Annotated in this window: 13 protein-coding genes; 12 read left to right on the plus strand and 1 reads right to left on the minus strand. The window is 42.2% G+C overall.

The annotated features are described in order from the left end of the window. Window positions 1-290 precede the first annotated feature (290 nt). From EKM94_RS03480 to EKM94_RS03525, 10 genes are all read left to right on the plus strand, one after another. On the plus strand, window positions 291-980 hold the full coding sequence (locus EKM94_RS03480) for an N-acetylmannosamine-6-phosphate 2-epimerase (RefSeq protein WP_225422143.1): 690 nt from the start codon (window positions 291-293) through the stop codon (window positions 978-980). 250 nt (window positions 981-1,230) lie between these two features. Next, window positions 1,231-2,547, plus strand: a complete 1,317-nt coding sequence (locus tag EKM94_RS03485; protein WP_125597555.1) for an ABC transporter substrate-binding protein — start codon at window positions 1,231-1,233, stop codon at window positions 2,545-2,547. Window positions 2,548-2,657: 110 nt separating this feature from the next. Then, a complete protein-coding gene (locus EKM94_RS03490) occupies window positions 2,658-3,584 on the plus strand; it encodes a carbohydrate ABC transporter permease (protein ID WP_225422144.1) in 927 nt (308 codons plus the stop codon). A gap of 10 nt (window positions 3,585-3,594) precedes the next feature. Continuing rightward, window positions 3,595-4,449, plus strand: a complete 855-nt coding sequence (locus tag EKM94_RS03495; protein WP_125597561.1) for a carbohydrate ABC transporter permease — start codon at window positions 3,595-3,597, stop codon at window positions 4,447-4,449. Between the two features lie 60 nt (window positions 4,450-4,509). Next, the gene (locus EKM94_RS12975; RefSeq protein WP_125597564.1) at window positions 4,510-5,151 is read left to right on the plus strand and encodes a DUF624 domain-containing protein; all 642 of its coding nucleotides are present in this window, start codon (window positions 4,510-4,512) and stop codon (window positions 5,149-5,151) included. A gap of 60 nt (window positions 5,152-5,211) precedes the next feature. After that, window positions 5,212-6,813, plus strand: coding sequence for an alpha-amylase family protein (locus tag EKM94_RS03505; RefSeq protein ID WP_125597567.1), 1,602 nt, complete (start codon window positions 5,212-5,214; stop codon window positions 6,811-6,813). 33 nt (window positions 6,814-6,846) lie between these two features. Further along, window positions 6,847-7,728, plus strand: coding sequence for an ROK family protein (locus tag EKM94_RS03510; RefSeq protein WP_125597570.1), 882 nt, complete (start codon window positions 6,847-6,849; stop codon window positions 7,726-7,728). Next, window positions 7,725-8,540, plus strand: a complete 816-nt coding sequence (locus EKM94_RS03515; RefSeq protein WP_125597573.1) for a MurR/RpiR family transcriptional regulator — start codon at window positions 7,725-7,727, stop codon at window positions 8,538-8,540. Before EKM94_RS03510 ends, EKM94_RS03515 begins: the two co-directional genes overlap by 4 nt. A 12-nt stretch (window positions 8,541-8,552) precedes the next feature. Beyond that, entirely contained in the window at window positions 8,553-10,295 is a 1,743-nt protein-coding gene (locus tag EKM94_RS03520; protein ID WP_225422145.1) for a glycoside hydrolase family 2 protein, read from the plus strand. A gap of 7 nt (window positions 10,296-10,302) precedes the next feature. Next, window positions 10,303-12,570 carry a glycoside hydrolase family 31 protein gene (locus EKM94_RS03525; RefSeq protein ID WP_125597846.1) on the plus strand — a complete coding sequence of 756 codons (2,268 nt, stop codon included), beginning with the start codon at window positions 10,303-10,305 and terminating at the stop codon, window positions 12,568-12,570. 99 nt (window positions 12,571-12,669) lie between these two features. Here the strand turns inward: EKM94_RS03525 and EKM94_RS03530 are convergent, their stop codons facing one another. Then, the gene (locus EKM94_RS03530) at window positions 12,670-13,653 is read right to left on the minus strand and encodes a choloylglycine hydrolase family protein (protein ID WP_125597576.1); all 984 of its coding nucleotides are present in this window, start codon (window positions 13,651-13,653) and stop codon (window positions 12,670-12,672) included. A 988-nt stretch (window positions 13,654-14,641) separates the two neighbouring features. Between EKM94_RS03530 and mazE the strand changes: the two genes are divergently transcribed. Both mazE and EKM94_RS03540 read left to right on the plus strand, forming a co-directional pair. Next, window positions 14,642-14,878: a type II toxin-antitoxin system PemI/MazE family antitoxin gene (gene mazE / locus EKM94_RS03535; protein WP_125597579.1), complete on the plus strand. Its 237-nt coding sequence runs from the start codon at window positions 14,642-14,644 to the stop codon at window positions 14,876-14,878. Further along, complete coding sequence (locus EKM94_RS03540) at window positions 14,868-15,239, plus strand: type II toxin-antitoxin system PemK/MazF family toxin (RefSeq protein WP_125597582.1); 372 nt, start codon at window positions 14,868-14,870, stop codon at window positions 15,237-15,239. The genes mazE and EKM94_RS03540 overlap by 11 nt, the downstream gene beginning before the upstream one ends. Window positions 15,240-15,498: the final 259 nt, after the last annotated feature.

The following is a 15,498-nucleotide window of genomic DNA, read 5'->3' on the forward strand; positions in this document are numbered from 1 at the left end:
TTCGGTTGTCACACAAATCATAACAAAAATCGGGAGTAAAGCAACACTAATGAGTTAGGATTGGTGGCCCAATATGGGGGAAATGCCATTATGATTGTAAAACGGCAGAGGCAGAATAGAAATAAAAGTTTTCGCATTAAAAATATTGCAAAAATTCTTTTTGTATGATATCATTTTCACTGTTGAACGATATTTCTTTAAATTATTGATGTGCTGAGGTAAAGTAACCACTCTCATGTTACGAAATAACTTTGTTAGCAACAATAATAACGGGAAAGAGGTTGATGGTGATGGATCTGGAGATTCTCAGAGATAAGCTGATTGTATCTTGCCAAGCATTGCCCGACGAGCCCCTTCATAGTAGCTTTATAATGTCAAGAATGGCACGTGCAGTAGCTGCCGCAGGAGCGACGGCTATTCGCGCAAATTCAATGATTGATATCTTGGCAATCAAAGAAGAGATATCCTTGCCAATCATTGGCATTATCAAACGGGAATATGAAGGATCGGATGTTTACATCACTCCAACAGTTCGAGAAATTGATCAATTAGCAATATGTAATGTGGAAATCATTGCGATGGATGCAACTACAAGAAAACGGCCGAAACAATCGCTATCCGAAATCGTTAGGTATACCCGAATGAGGTATCCCGATGTTTTGCTCATGGCGGATACTTCCACTGTGGAAGAAGCACAAAATGCCGAAAAATTAGGCTTTGACCTAATTGGGACGACAATGCATGGGTATACGGACTATACACGAGGGCTAAATATTGCAGATAATAATTTTTCATACCTACACGAGATCGTTCATGCTGTGCATACGCCGGTAGTTGCTGAAGGTAAATTAAGTACACCCGAAATGGCCAAGCACGCTTTAGATGTTGGCGCGTATACTGTCGTTGTTGGTTCTGCGATAACGAGACCACAACTTATTACTGCTCATTTTGTTGATAAAATCAATAATATAACAAAATAATTTTTTTGCCGTTAAGCGAAAATAAAAATTGCATAAAAATAGTTGCAAAAAAAGTTATTGTGTGCTATTTTATTTAATGAGAGCGGTTACAACAAGCGGCGAAATAATTTTTTGAGATATTATGGCGACAAGAATATTGGAGCAATTGATTTGTTGTGGGTATGGTTTGGTTACAAAACGGGAATTAACTGGCTATGAGTGTTTAAAAGACCAAATAATATGAAATGAACCTGAAGGGAAGGCAATTATCATGAAGAAAAAGTTAGTTCTAGCTTTAGCGACATTAACGGCGGCTTTTCTACTTACTTCTTGTGCGAAGGGGACCGGGAATGCCACTAAATCGAGCAAGACAACGGGCGAAAAAACAATCACATTTCAAGTATATGGCAAAGAAGATACAGAGCCGACATCGGTCTTTATGAGATCGAAGAAGTGGGCAAATGATTTCAATAAACGATATAAAGGGAAAATTAAAGTGAAAGTGACTGGACAACGTGAACCGCAGGATACCTTAACTGCAATATCAGCCAGTTCAACACCGGATATTTTCAATAATTTTTGGAATAACACGCCACAGTGGGCATCCTCACATGCGATTTTGGATTTAACGGACTATATCAAGAAGTCAAAGATCTTTAATAAGTCCGATTATCTACCATATTCACTAAAAATGTGTTCAACTCCTGAAGGTGTTCAGTACGCTGTTCCGACCTACACAGAATCCTCGGTATTAATCTATAACGAGGATGTGCTTAAGGATGCCGGATACAATGAACCACCTAAGACACTGGATGAGTTAGTTGAGATGAATAAAAAAATTTCCATTATTAAGAACGGTAAGATCGAGCGTGCCGGATTCATTCCGAATCAGCCTTGGCTAGATAATGTTGCTTGGCCAGTTGCTACGGGCGCGGAGTGGGTTGATGGCAAGGGTAATGTAACGTTTAACACAGATAAAATGAAGAAGGCCTATTCCGTTCAAGTTGATTTGCTAAATGATTTGGGTGGCTATAAAAATGTTGAGACGTTTGTTTCTTCGATTGGCAAGATTCAGGAAGCCTCAGATCCAGTTTTAAATGGGAAAATTGGCATGATGTTGGTTCCGGATGGATGGCTAGCCTCTTACAATAAGTATGGGAAGAACGTTAATTGGAAGGTTGCACCGTTTCCAAGTGATACAGGCGAGAATATGATTACGATTGGAACGTATTGTATTAATGCTAAGACTAAGAATCCAGATGAGGCTTGGACGGCGTTAGAAGATTATTCCAGCGAAAAATCAATTAAAAAGTTCTTCTTGGGTGGAGATTTTAATAATGGCGCCATCTTTGCTCGCAAGAGTGCAATCAATGCGTTAGCTAACGATGAGCAGTATCCAGAACAAATTAGAACAGTAGCAAAGGATCTTGAAACAGAGAAACTAAGAGGATTTGCAATTACTTCATATACGAACGAGTATCTGGACGAGATTACTAAGCAGATGTCGGATGCTCTTGCAGGGAGGCAAACAGTCGATCAGGCTGCGGAGAAAATCCAAAAAAATATTGAAAAGGTCGCAAAGAAATAATTTAGATATTAGATGCAAATCAAGTTGTAGCCAGTTGGCTGCAACTTGATTTATAAATAGATCTCTGTATTATTTCCGAAGTATTAGTTTACAACCGTGAGGTGAGTGCTGTGAAAAATAACTGGCTAAAAAAGGCGAAGGAAAGCGAGGGCTGGATTGGCTTCTTGTTTTCAACGCCATGGATTATTGGCTTTTTGGCCTTCCAACTGTATCCGATTTGCCAAGCAATTTATTTGAGCTTTACCGAATACAATTTGTTTGATGATGCGAAATGGGTTGGCCTTCAAAATTATGTAGATATTATCTCGGATGAGAATGTCCTTCTCGCATTGAAAAACACGATTTATATGGCCGTGATTGGTCTTCCGATTACGATTGTTGTTTCGATTGGGGTCGCAGTGTTACTCAATTTGGGTATCAAAGGGCTCTCTTTCTTTAGAACAATATACTATTTGCCGTCAATTGTACCGCTTGTCGCAGCGGCTTCAGTTTTTATCTGGGTATTGAATCCCGAATTCGGATTTCTTGCTAAGGCATTTGCGCCGTTCGGAGTGCGGGTACCGTCCTTTATTACAGATCCCAATTTTACTAAACCAGGGCTCATAATTATGGATAGTTGGCGTTGCGGACAAACAGCGATTATTATTCTGGCCGCGTTACAAGCTATTCCGAAGTCTCACTATGAAGCAGCAGAGCTGGATGGTGCCAGTCCATGGGCGCGATTCATGCATATTACTCTGCCGGGTATTTCACCTACATTATTGTTTGTTTTCATTACTGGTTTAATTGGTAGCCTGCAGTATTTCACGCAAGGGTTCGTATTCTCATCAGTTTCAAATAGTGGTTCAACCTTAGCGGGGTATGGTCCTGCTGGATCTTTGCTTTTTTACGCGACGTACCTGTATAACTCTGCTTTCAAGTATATGAAGTTCGGCTATGCCAGTGCATTAGCGATGGTTCTCCTAGTTCTCATTATTATCCTAACATTAATTACTTTTGCTATCAGTCGTAAGACGGTTAGCTATGCAACGGAATGAGGTGAGTAAGATGCAAGATACTGCGGTTTTGAAGTCACTTAAGAGAAGAAAAGCAGTCAAAAGAATTATTCCCTACATTATCATCTCGCTGATTGCTGTTATTTTCGTTATGCCGTTACTGTGGATGGTTAATACCTCGCTGAAAAGTTCAACGGAGGTGTTCTCAACTACTTCTGGGTTCTTTCCCAAGGTACCTCAATGGAGTAATTATGTTAAAATCTTTCAACGAATGAAGATAGCTCTTTATTTGAAAAACACTTTGATTACTTCGGTATTACCAACACTTGGCCAACTACTGGCTGCACCGATGACGGCCTATGCTATCTCCTTGGTTAATTGGCGAGGAAAGAAAATTCTCTTTCCATTGATTCTCTTGACAATGATGATTCCTGGGCAAGTTACACAAATTCCACTTTTCGGAATCTGGTCACACCTAAATATGATCAACACCTTTGTCCCCTTAGTGTTACCAGCATTCTTTGGTAGTGCCTACAACATCTTCCTATTACGTCAATTTATGATGGGCTTACCTAAGAGTTTGATTGAGGCAGCGAAGATTGATGGCGCTGGCCAACTTCGCATCCTTTATCAGATTATTTATCCCTTGTGTAAACCGGTATTGATTACAATCGGGTTAATGACGTTCATGGGGTGCTGGAATGATTTGATGACTCCATTGATATATTTGTTTGATAGTGACAAGTTAACATTGGCGGTAGCTCTACAGCGGTTCTTGAGTGATGCCAACAAAGAGTGGGAGCTCTTAATGGCTGCATCGACAGTCTTTACGGTACCTGTAATCGTTATGTTCTTCTTTGGCCAGAAATACTTTATTGATGGGATTGTGACATCAGGACTCAAGTAGTTGTTAGGACTCTTTAGAATGTAACTAGTAATACGCCGTGATGGAAAGAGAGGGCACAATATGTTTGATTACGATAACAAACTAACGAGAATATTCTCAGCAATTTCAAATTTGATCGTCTTAAATTTCTTGTTCGTGGTGACCTCACTACCGGTGATTACGATAGGAGCTAGTTTGACATCGGTATATGCGGGGGCTTTGAGTATTATTCATGGTGATGGCGGTTCAATTAGCCGAATTTATTTTCGATCTTGGCGAAGAAATTTTGGTAGAAGCACGTTGTTATGGTTAGTTAGTGTGCTTGTTGTAGGTGTTTTGATTATGGATATGTTTTTCTTCAAAACATCGCCGCTGTTTACTACCAAGCTTTTCTATTACTTTACAATACTATGTTTAGTTAGCGTAATTACAATCGTCATATACCTTTTTCCAATACAAAGTAGGTTCTATACGACCTTCGCAAATTCGTTTAAGAACGCGGTACTCTTTATTCTCGGATATCCAATTGACGCATTGATTATCATTCTATTAACATTTGGACCAGTTCTAGTTCTGGCGTTTAACTTTGAGAAGATGTTTTTGGGGTTCCTGTCATATTTTGTACTTATTGGATGTTCATTGAATGCGTATATTGCCTCGTTTGTCTTCAATAAAATTTTTCGAAGCTATGAAAGCTTGATGCCAACAAATACAAATGACTAGGCAACAAACTCCCCCTCTATCATGGGGGATTTGTTTATTAATCAGAAGAGGGTGAGGTCAATGAAGGAAAGCATCAAGATTTGCGTACAGCTCGCGAATAATCGGTTCATTCCTTTGGATAGAGAAGATGATCATTGGAGTAATGGATCTGGCTCAATAATTGTTTCGCTTGGAGAAAAAAAGAATGTCAGCAGCCTGTCTATTAGCGCATCTATTCCTATAAAACGAATCCAACTTGTCCTAGAATCTAACATTCCTGAATATGCACTTTATTTTGGCGATGACTTTGAGCGCTCCTATGGAACGTTGCACTGTGAACCGATGGACGAGGAACGTATTATGCACTGGTATTTCGTGGCAAAAGCGGAGAACCGGTATTCATGTTGGGGAGTCCGAACAACCGCAAATGCGCTTTGTGCTTGGCAGGTAACAACAAACCAAATCATCCTCTGGGCCGATATACGAAACGGCATTGACGGCATTGATTTACAGGGAAGAGAATTGCATTGTTGTGATATTGTAACGAGTCAGATTGTTTCTTCAGATGAATTCTCGGAAGTTCTCAAACGTTTTTGTCAGCAATTATGTGATGCGCCTTTCTCGCCTTATCAACCCTTTATTGGAATGAATGATTGGTACTATGCCTATGGCGACAATAACCGTGAGCTGATCATAAATAATGCTAAGTATGTTCGGAAACTCTGTGGGAGCCACGCCTATCAACCTTGGGTCGTAATCGATGACGGGTGGGAGAGCGAGTATGATCAAACACTAGGCTATAATGGTGGACCCTGGCAAAAAGGAAATCAGAAATTTGGAGATATGGCAGAGGTAGCTAGAGAGATAAAAGAAATAGGAGTGCGACCTGGAATTTGGTTTAGACCATTATTATCTAAGCAGATAGACCGTGAAGCTTTTCTACGCTCGGAAGGGGAATACCAAATACTGGACCCTAGCCATCCGAAGGTTTTACAAATGATTGCAGCAGATATAACTCGCTTCACTTCGTGGGGATATGAGCTGATCAAGCATGATTTTACAACATATGACATTTTTGGTGTTCAGGGGCAGCGAATGACTCTTAATTATTTTAACTATCCAGTTTCATTCTATGATAAGTCAAGAACAACTGCAGAAATAATAAAGCAATTGTATCAGACGATTCGTACCGCTGCTGGCCGTTCGGTTTTAATAGGGTGCAATTCGATTTCACATTTTTCTGCTGGGGTTTTCGACATTATGCGGGTAGGTGATGATACGAGTGGTCGTTACTTTCAGCGGACTCGGTCTCGTGGCGTCAACTCATTAGCTTTTCGATTACACCAGAATAATGTTTTTTATCAATGTGATGGTGATTGTGTTGGCATAACAGCGCGGTTACCATGGTCAAGGAATCGAAAGTGGTTTGAATTATTAGTTGCAACCAAAACGCCGTTATTTATCTCGTGTAACCCCAAAGATATATCGCAAGATACTGAAAACGACATGATTGCTGGAATCGATAAGTATTTAAGCGAACCGAATTCTGGTCATGTCATTCCAATCAATCTTGGGAATTCACGCTATCCATCGGTTTGGCGAAATGCCACTGCTGGTGAAATAAAGAAGTTTTCATGGTTCCAAAATCCTCGAGAATTTTATGACTCGTTTCCATATGATTGAGAATTGATAAAATGTATATCGAGGAGGTAAACAATGGCCTACTTATGTTTTGATATTGGTGGTACAGCAATAAAATATCGAATCTTATTGGAAGATGGCAACCCAGTCACTTCATTGCTAGAAACGCCAACTGAAGTCACTAAAACAGATAATAATATTGTATGGCAGATTGTGGACATCGCTAAAAGAATTGTGCAAACAAGCGGAGTTGTCATTAATGGTATCTGTATTGCGACCGCTGGGGTTGTTGATCCTCGCAAAGGCGAAATAATTTCAGCGGGATATACGATCCCGAATTATACAGGGGCAAAAATACGAAGCACCATAGAACGCGAAATGAAGTTGCCGTGTTCAGTTGAAAATGATGTAAATTGTACGTTACTGGGTGAGCGTTGGAAAAATCGCTATCAGTACAAAAATATTTTTTGCATGACGATTGGAACCGGAGTTGGTGGGGCTTTATATCTTGATAATCGACTTTATCGGGGAACCCAATTCAATGCCGGCGAAATTGGTTATATTCCTTGGAAAGATAAGAAAGATTTTCAACAAGTTTGTAGTACCCAATCCCTTGTTGATTTGGTTAATTTAAGAACAAAACAAGACTTTAAGAATGGCCGTGAAATAATGGCCGTGCTCAGGGCGGGCAGCAGTCACTTTGTTTTCTCTGCATTCGAGGAATGGTTTGCAGAAATTATGAACATGTTGAGTATTATTGAGTGTATCATTAATCCTGAGGTCTTTATTATTGGTGGCGGAGTATTTGCACCTTTTCCGGGCTTCCAAGACCGGTTAAACACATTGATTCAAACAAAAACGCGGGTTACAACGCCTGTTTTATTAGCTAATCAAGGGAATAGTGCTGGCCTTTATGGAGCACTATATCATTTTCAACACGGAGGCTCCTCAAGATGACCATCATTCGAACAATCGAACAGAACTTTAACACATTGGCCGAAAAAGAACGGCAAGTTGCGCTTTTTGTAATGAACAATGCTTATAACGTTAGAAATATGAGCATCAAAGAATTAGCCGACAAAACCGATACCTCTATTGCGACTGTGACGCGTTTCTGTCACAAGGTCAATTGCACGAGTTATGCAGACTTAAAGATGAAGTTGACGATTGCGACGACGGCTAACGAACCCGCTAAACCGGCAATGCCTGATGACAACACTTTAGATGCAATTAATAATTTTTATGAACAGGTCATTATTAGCAGCATTCAGATTTTTGATGAAACAATAATCCAAGAAGTTATTCGTAAAATTAAAACGGCACATCGAATCTTTATTATGGGAATAGGAAGTTCAGGGTTAACAGCACGAGAATTGGAGTTTAGACTAGGCAGAATGGGACTGACCGCATTTGCTTGTACGGATTCTCATACTATGAAGATCTATTCTTCCCTGGTGACTGCTAAGGATGTCGTTATCTCGATCTCAATTTCAGGCAATACAACTGAGGTTGTGGAGGCGACAAAGTTGGCAAAAAAGCAGCAAGCAAAGATTATTGCCTTTACAAGCTTTGAATCCAGCGAACTAACAAAAACAAGTGATGTCACAGTACTTGTATATAATGCGTTGTTCCTAAATCATGAGTCTTTTATCAATTCACAATTTTCATTGATGTATTTGATTGATGTTCTTTCGACGTACCTGTTGCGAGATAAACGATATGCTAAAAATCTTGAACGGACAGTGGGGGTTGTTCATCCCAATAAATGATGGAGTGAATAAATGGTGGCAAACAATTTGATGATGCGCCAAGAGTTTCCTGATCCGCAATTTGAACGTAAGAATTGGATGAATTTAAATGGATCATGGGATTTTTCTTTCGATTTTGGGAAGAGTGGAGAAACAAGGCGCTTTTTTGAACGAAAGAGTTGGAAACAAAAGATAAACGTACCATTTTGTCCAGAGAGTGAACTTAGTGGGGTTCATTATCTTGATTTTATGTCTTCGGTTTGGTATCACCGCTGTTTTTCGATTAATGCGGATCAATTGAAAGAGAAGGTGTTTATTCATTTTGGCGCAATCAATTATCGTGCGCAAATTTGGGTCAATGGTGAAAAATGTGGTGATCATCTTGGCGGATATTCATCGTTCTCTTTAGATATTACAACCTTTGTTAAGGCAGGAGAAAATGATATTCATATTTGGGCGATAAATGAACCTCGTAGTGGTCGTCAGCCCTGTGGTAAGCAAAGCAGAACATATGCTTCGGAGGGCACCGCATACTCTCGCGTGACCGGAATTTGGCAGACGGTGTGGATTGAGTTTGTTCCAGAAGATTATGTCAAATCAGTTAAATTCACACCAAATATTAGCGCACAGAGCGTCGGCATTGAAGTCGCAACTGTTGGGACTTGTAGCCACCTTGACTGTGAAATCTTTTATCAGGGTCGGCTATGTGGAGAACGTGTTATAGATATCAGTGGAACAACTGCTGTCTTTGAAGTTTCACTTGATGAATTACATCTTTGGGAAGTTGGCCACGGTCGGCTATACGACGTCCACCTTAAACTTGGTCAAGATGAAATTTATAGTTATTTCGGGATGCGGGAAGTCAGTCTTTCGGGAGAACGGTTTTTGATGAATGGCCGGCCAATTTTTCAACGATTGGTATTGGACCAGGGATATTATCCTGAAGGGCTTTATACGGCAGCGACTGAGCAAGAATTAAGTAGAGACATTGAATTAAGCTTGGCTTGTGGCTTTAACGGTGCACGTTTGCACCAAAAGGCATTTGAACCCCGTTTTCTATACCATTGTGATCGTCTGGGATATATAGTTTGGGCAGAGCAGGCATCGTGGGGGCTAGATTATAGTAGTCCTGCAGCCTTAGAGCATTTCTTGCCAGAATGGTTAGAAATCATGAATCGTGATATCAATCATCCGGCAATTATTGGGTGGTGTCCGCTGAATGAAACATCTCCATATCGCGGTCGGAGCCCACGCCCGGAGCTTACACGATTTGTTTATCAAATTACTAAACAGTTTGATGTCACGCGGCCATGCATTGATGTGAGCGGATTTGTTCATACTGAGAGGACAGATGTTTATGATACACATGATTATGCAGCAGATCCGCAAACATTTGCTAAACACTATCAAAAATTAGATCAGAGAGTCTTATATGATCCGCAAATAGCGCGAGAAATCAACGTGTGCGACCTACCGGTATTTGTCAGTGAATATGGCGGTATCCCTTGGAATGTGGGAAGTCAAGGGTGGGGTTATGGTAATCAACCTGAAAGTAAAGAATTGTTCATCAAGCTGTTTCGAGATTTGATGGTGCCGCTTCTTAATAATCCGGGAATTATTGGTTTTTGTTACACGCAGCTCTATGACATTGAGCAGGAGAAGAACGGACTCTTTACCTTCTCGCGTCAGCCTAAGTTTGATTTACAACTAATTCGTCAGGTCTGCAATCAACACGCCGCATATGAAGAAAGCCTAGAGGCAAACAAGGATGAGTGATCAAGACATGCAGATTAAGGGAAAACACTATCGTTTCACAGTACTCACATCGTCGTTGATTAGAATGGAGTATTCGCCTTCAGGTCGATTTACTGACGCTGCCACGCAAGTTGTCACTAATCGGAATTTTCCAAAGCTAAATTATCGCTGGATCGATCGACCCGATCTGCTAGAAATCATAACGGATAAGGTCCACTTGTATTATGATAAGAGGCCTTTTTCAGCTCAAGGGCTATCCGTTGAACTGAATAAAGAGTTTTCCTATTTTGATCGAGTCTGGCATTTTGGTGATCGTGATTTGGACACGTTGAAAGGAACAGCACGAACCCTAGATGGTGCAGATGGTGCGGTTACTTTGGACGAGGGAATTGTTTCTAGGCATGGGTATAGCATTCTGGATGATTCCACGTCATTTGAAGTTTCGACGGTGGATATGGATGATCAACAGATCAGGCTAACGCCGCGTGAACGAGGAGCAATTGATCTATACTACTTCGGCTATCAGGATGATTACTGCCATGCAATTGTTGATTTTTATCACCTCACGGGGAATCCGCCGTTGATTCCGCGGTATGCTCTAGGAAACTGGTGGAGTAGATTTTGGCCATACACTTCGGATAGTTATCTTGAGCTGATGGAGAAATTTCGTAAAGAAAAAATCCCGCTTTCAGTAGCCGTGCTGGATATGGATTGGCACTTGGTAGATATTCCTAAGAAGTATGGAAATGGTTGGACGGGGTATACTTGGAATCGCAAACTCTTTGCTGATCCGCCAAGATTTCTTAGTCAGTTACATCAACTACGGCTCAAGACAGCCTTAAATGTTCATCCGGCCTCGGGAATAAGGGGCTTCGAGGAAGCATATCATCAAGTCGCACGGAAACTTGGTTTGGACGAGGGCGCTGAAGAAACAGCAAAATTTGATTTAACGAATGATAAATTCGTTAAAACATATTTTGATGATGTGCATCACCCATTGGAGGACCAGGGCGTTGATCTTTGGTGGATCGACTGGCAGCAAGGTGGGCTCTCTCGAATTGAAGGACTAGATCCGCTTTGGTTGTTGAACTACTATCATTATCGAGACAGCCAGAGAAAAGGACTGGGTCTGATTCTTTCGCGCTATGCTGGACCTGGGAGCCATCGTTATCCATTGGGGTTCTCTGGGGATACAGTAATTAGTTGGAAATCGCTAAACTTCCAACCATATTTTACGGCAACAGCTTCCAATATCGGATACAATTGGTGGAGTCATGATATTGGTGGTCATATGGGAGGGATTCATGACGAAGAATTATTGATTCGCTGGCTACAATTTGGTGTTTTCAGCCCAATTAATCGGTTACATGGAACATCCAGTGATTTTGTCAATAAAGAACCTTGGAACATGGAAGCGCCATATCGTCAGTACGCCATAAGAATTCTTCAGGAGCGACATCGCTGGGTGCCTTATCTGTATACAATGGATGTTCGCAGTCATGAAAAGGGAATCCCGTTAGTATTGCCGTTGTACTATCTAAACCCAGATAAAGAGGAAGCCTATCATAGTCCCAATGAATACTTATTTGGAAATCAGGTAATGGTCGCGCCGACGACATCGGCAATTGATCGGTCTTATCGTTATGCAAAGACGAGTGTTTGGTTGCCTGAGGGTACTTGGTTTGACTTTTATAAAGATTGGAAGTATTCAGGCAATACAAGAGTGGAGATGTACCGAAGAATTGATGAGACACTCGTTTTCGCAAAGGCGGGAGCAATCATTCCACTGGCCGCGCATCCAGACAATGAATTTGGCGTGGAATTGCCTGAAACTGTGGAATGGCATATCTTTCCCGGAAAGAATAACATTTTTACATTGATCGAGGATCAAAAAGATCAACGAAGTAGATCAACTCTAACCGTGAACTGGGCAGAGGGGAAAGTGGAGTTGGCTGTAGCTACTGACTCCTCGACTTTTGCTAAGGAGCGGAGTCATATTCTTTGTTTTCATGCTGTGAAGGCTGATTCGGGATTGAACTACAAGCTTAAGATTATTCCGGGTGAGACACTAGACATTTCCGGCTTTAGTATGGCAAAGAACGCTGATATGTTACCTGAAATAAAGAAAAGAATGAAGAATTCGTGGACTGGGACGACGCAAAAAGAACAGTTGTGGGCATTGCTGAACCAAGAGCAATCACTTTTCGATCAGATTAACATTCTCCGAAATCATTGTGATGACTTTCTTTTCGGGATGCTGTACGAACCACTATTTATTGCACAAAGTTCCAAATGAAATAAAAAAACTCGATTCACACCTGTATTGTGGTCTCTGGAAATTACTGAGTGGAACTAATTCCAGAAAATCATGACATGTGTTGAATCGAGTTTTTTATCAATTCAATTCCGTGGCGCCTAGTCCATCACCCACAGGCAATTCAGTAACTTCGGACTTGTTCAACAGATCCTCGGTCAAGTGCGCCTCATAGAGTTGTAGGGAGTCGTAAGGCTGGAAGTAGAGCGTTTGGGTGGTCAGGTCAACGAGGGAACGATATTGCGTGTAATCGACGCTGCCGTCATCTTTGATTTTCACGCCGCGAGGAATCGTGACATTGTCTAGAATCCGGAAGAGGTTGACCACATTCTTCTCGGTAGTGTCGGCGGCTTCGATGTTGCTGAGCAGATAGCTGGCGCGAACGAAGCGCTCAGGCGAGGTGTAACCGCCAGGTAGCCCGAACGTGCCAGAGCCAGGGCCGAAAGCGTTTAGCTTGTAACCGTTGATCTCACGATTAGGAGCGCTATGGGGATTCAGCGGTAAGTAATTGCGGAGGTTCGTCAGGTGCCAATTGAAATCAGGACTGTTGGCCATGACTTTAATAGGATCATCAATGATCTGCAAGCTTTGGTCCTTGGTTTCGATCACCACGGTGGCGCCGCTCAAGTCACTGAGAATAAAGTGCAGTGGCGAGGTCACTTTCAAAAGTGCGCTGGGCGCGTCCACCAAGCTGATTTGATCGATCGATGCGCGAACATCGGCGATGCTCGCCATTTTACCTAAAACCCACATGATGAATTCATGCGGCGCCAATTGGCCGGCTTTTCCGGACATAGGCTGGGCGTATTCAGCTTCACCGGCGAAGTAAAGTTCGGCCATTGCCAGACCCTTCTCATTGACGCCGTCAGCGACTAGATAATCGCCAAGTTTACGTCCGATACCAATAAAACCATAATCGAAATGAAAATGTTCGCCTAATTGGGAAGTCCATTCATAATTCCGTGGGGTGACCACTGGCCGACCTTTCAATTCGGGGCCGAAATCCATGGTCCGACCCAAGAAAATATGTTGATTCTCTGCGATATAACTAATACTTGTACACATGCCAATTCCTCCTCGATCAACACGTCTGACCGTGACACTTTGTCATTATTGATCTTGCTTTTATTCTAGCACGATTTGATCTGAGCGACTATTGATTACAATTAGGATAAGTGTTTTATTTTGATTGGGCGGCAGGGGCGCTGTTGAAACGGCTTCCCGCTGAGGGGGCACAGCATATTCCTTTTGGGGATGAGATGGCAATGTCAAGCAAAAAAGTTGATACAGTAAGAACCCAATTTAGCAGCTCGGCTAAGCCTTCCCGGGGTCACCAATATCGAGTTGCGGACCACTAACCACAGCCGTCAATAACGTGGCGTCGAATCAATTGGACACAGCTTGCTAGTCGGCGTGAGAGCTTCAATGAATAAGATACCATGAGCGGCTGGAGCGGAGAGAATCGGGGTGAGATCGCCGTGAAATTAAATGATAGCGTGGAACACAACGGATTGCTTTTGAGCACGACTAGCGATTTCACTGGATTGATGCAATCAATCCAGTGAAATTGCGTATCGGCGCAGAAAGCAGTTGTGAGGAACGCGTTTTTGGCGGCTCCGCCACTTAGGACAATGCTCCGCTTTGAGATTCGCGTGGGCTTTGCGAAGCTCAAAGTGACGCCCACAGCGAGCTCACCCCGATTCTCGCAGCGCAAGCCGCGGACAAGATAGAGACGTGCTGCGAGGTGCAGACCGCTGCGCCTTAAAGTATCTACTTGCCCAATCTGCTGCGCAACTTAGTCAAGTAGATAAATTAATGATCACGGTCTAACCGCACCTCTCCGCACTCTGGATTTGAAACGTGCTCACCGACCTAGCTCCTTCCGCTTAGCAACGCAACTATTCTGGAGGCAAAGACCAGCCTCCAAAATCCTGGCTAGGTTAATGCTCGAAGTCGACCCGGTGCGCTGCGCACGTTTGCCAGTCTTTCCATAAATGTATTTGTTGTCGATAGAGGTAATTACTGATATAATTACATCGAAGAGGTGATAAGGATGACTGTCAAAGCGCGTATTCAGGGGAACTCCATGATGATTACGATACCGGCCAGTTTTAAGGTCTCCGAGAATACTGAGTATGAAGCTGTGCTGGACGAGAACGGGATTATTTCGTTTGTTCCAGCACACAAGAATATCTATCAGGACCACCCTGATTATGATTTTAGGAAAGCAATTTCAGAGCTTGATCTTGGTGATAATGCTGGATTAGTGGGTAAAGAGAATGTCTGGTGAATTGATTTTTCCGAAGCAGGGTGATTTGATTTGGATTGATGCCGAGCCGCATGCTGGGCATGAATATGGTGGTCATCATCCCCAAAATAATAACATTCGTCGACCGATGCTAGTCGTTAGTTCAACCGTTTATAATGAACGCACAGGAATGGTGGTTGGCTTTCCGATAACCTCTAAGATTCCTAAAGGGTTCCCAGCTGCGTTGAGTGTCAAAGGTGTTAAAATCAATGGTTTTGCGATTACCAGCAATATGTTGGGGTATGATTATGCTGCTCGTAATGGTGAGGTTGTCGATCACGTTAGCAAAGTGTTACGTCTCAAAGCTTTGGCAGCGGTTAAGGATATTTTCGATTTTTACTGAGGATTATGACGGATTAACTATCTGATTAATAGCGCAAAAAAGCTGAAAGTGGCGTTGGCCGCTTTCAGCTTTTTTGAAACGTGTTCGCCACCCCCAGCTTGTGCCACTTAACTACGCTAGGCAGCTGTCAAACAATGATCCACTCGGGGATGATACAGCAATGTCAAGTAATAAAGTTGATGCAGCAAGAACCAAATTTAGTAGCTCAGCTCGGCTAAGCTTTCCCGGGGGCACCAATATCGAGTTGCGGATCACTAAC

This window comes from Lapidilactobacillus achengensis, assembly GCF_003946655.1.
Taxonomy (GTDB): Bacteria; Bacillota; Bacilli; order Lactobacillales; family Lactobacillaceae; genus Lapidilactobacillus; species Lapidilactobacillus achengensis.

Excerpts from the sequence above, each read along its gene's own strand:
- EKM94_RS03525 (WP_125597846.1), top strand. The coding sequence starts at position 10,303 with ATGCAGATTAAGGGAAAACACTATCGTTTCACAGTACTCACATCGTCG.
- EKM94_RS03505 (WP_125597567.1), top strand. The coding sequence starts at position 5,212 with ATGAAGGAAAGCATCAAGATTTGCGTACAGCTCGCGAATAATCGGTTC.
- mazE (WP_125597579.1), top strand. The coding sequence starts at position 14,642 with ATGACTGTCAAAGCGCGTATTCAGGGGAACTCCATGATGATTACGATA.
- EKM94_RS03520 (WP_225422145.1), top strand. The coding sequence starts at position 8,553 with ATGGTGGCAAACAATTTGATGATGCGCCAAGAGTTTCCTGATCCGCAA.
- EKM94_RS03485 (WP_125597555.1), top strand. The coding sequence starts at position 1,231 with ATGAAGAAAAAGTTAGTTCTAGCTTTAGCGACATTAACGGCGGCTTTT.
- EKM94_RS03480 (WP_225422143.1), top strand. The coding sequence starts at position 291 with ATGGATCTGGAGATTCTCAGAGATAAGCTGATTGTATCTTGCCAAGCA.
- EKM94_RS03510 (WP_125597570.1), top strand. The coding sequence starts at position 6,847 with ATGGCCTACTTATGTTTTGATATTGGTGGTACAGCAATAAAATATCGA.
- EKM94_RS03495 (WP_125597561.1), top strand. The coding sequence starts at position 3,595 with ATGCAAGATACTGCGGTTTTGAAGTCACTTAAGAGAAGAAAAGCAGTC.
- EKM94_RS03540 (WP_125597582.1), top strand. The coding sequence starts at position 14,868 with ATGTCTGGTGAATTGATTTTTCCGAAGCAGGGTGATTTGATTTGGATT.
- EKM94_RS12975 (WP_125597564.1), top strand. The coding sequence starts at position 4,510 with ATGTTTGATTACGATAACAAACTAACGAGAATATTCTCAGCAATTTCA.
- EKM94_RS03515 (WP_125597573.1), top strand. The coding sequence starts at position 7,725 with ATGACCATCATTCGAACAATCGAACAGAACTTTAACACATTGGCCGAA.
- EKM94_RS03530 (WP_125597576.1), bottom strand. The coding sequence starts at position 13,653 with ATGTGTACAAGTATTAGTTATATCGCAGAGAATCAACATATTTTCTTG.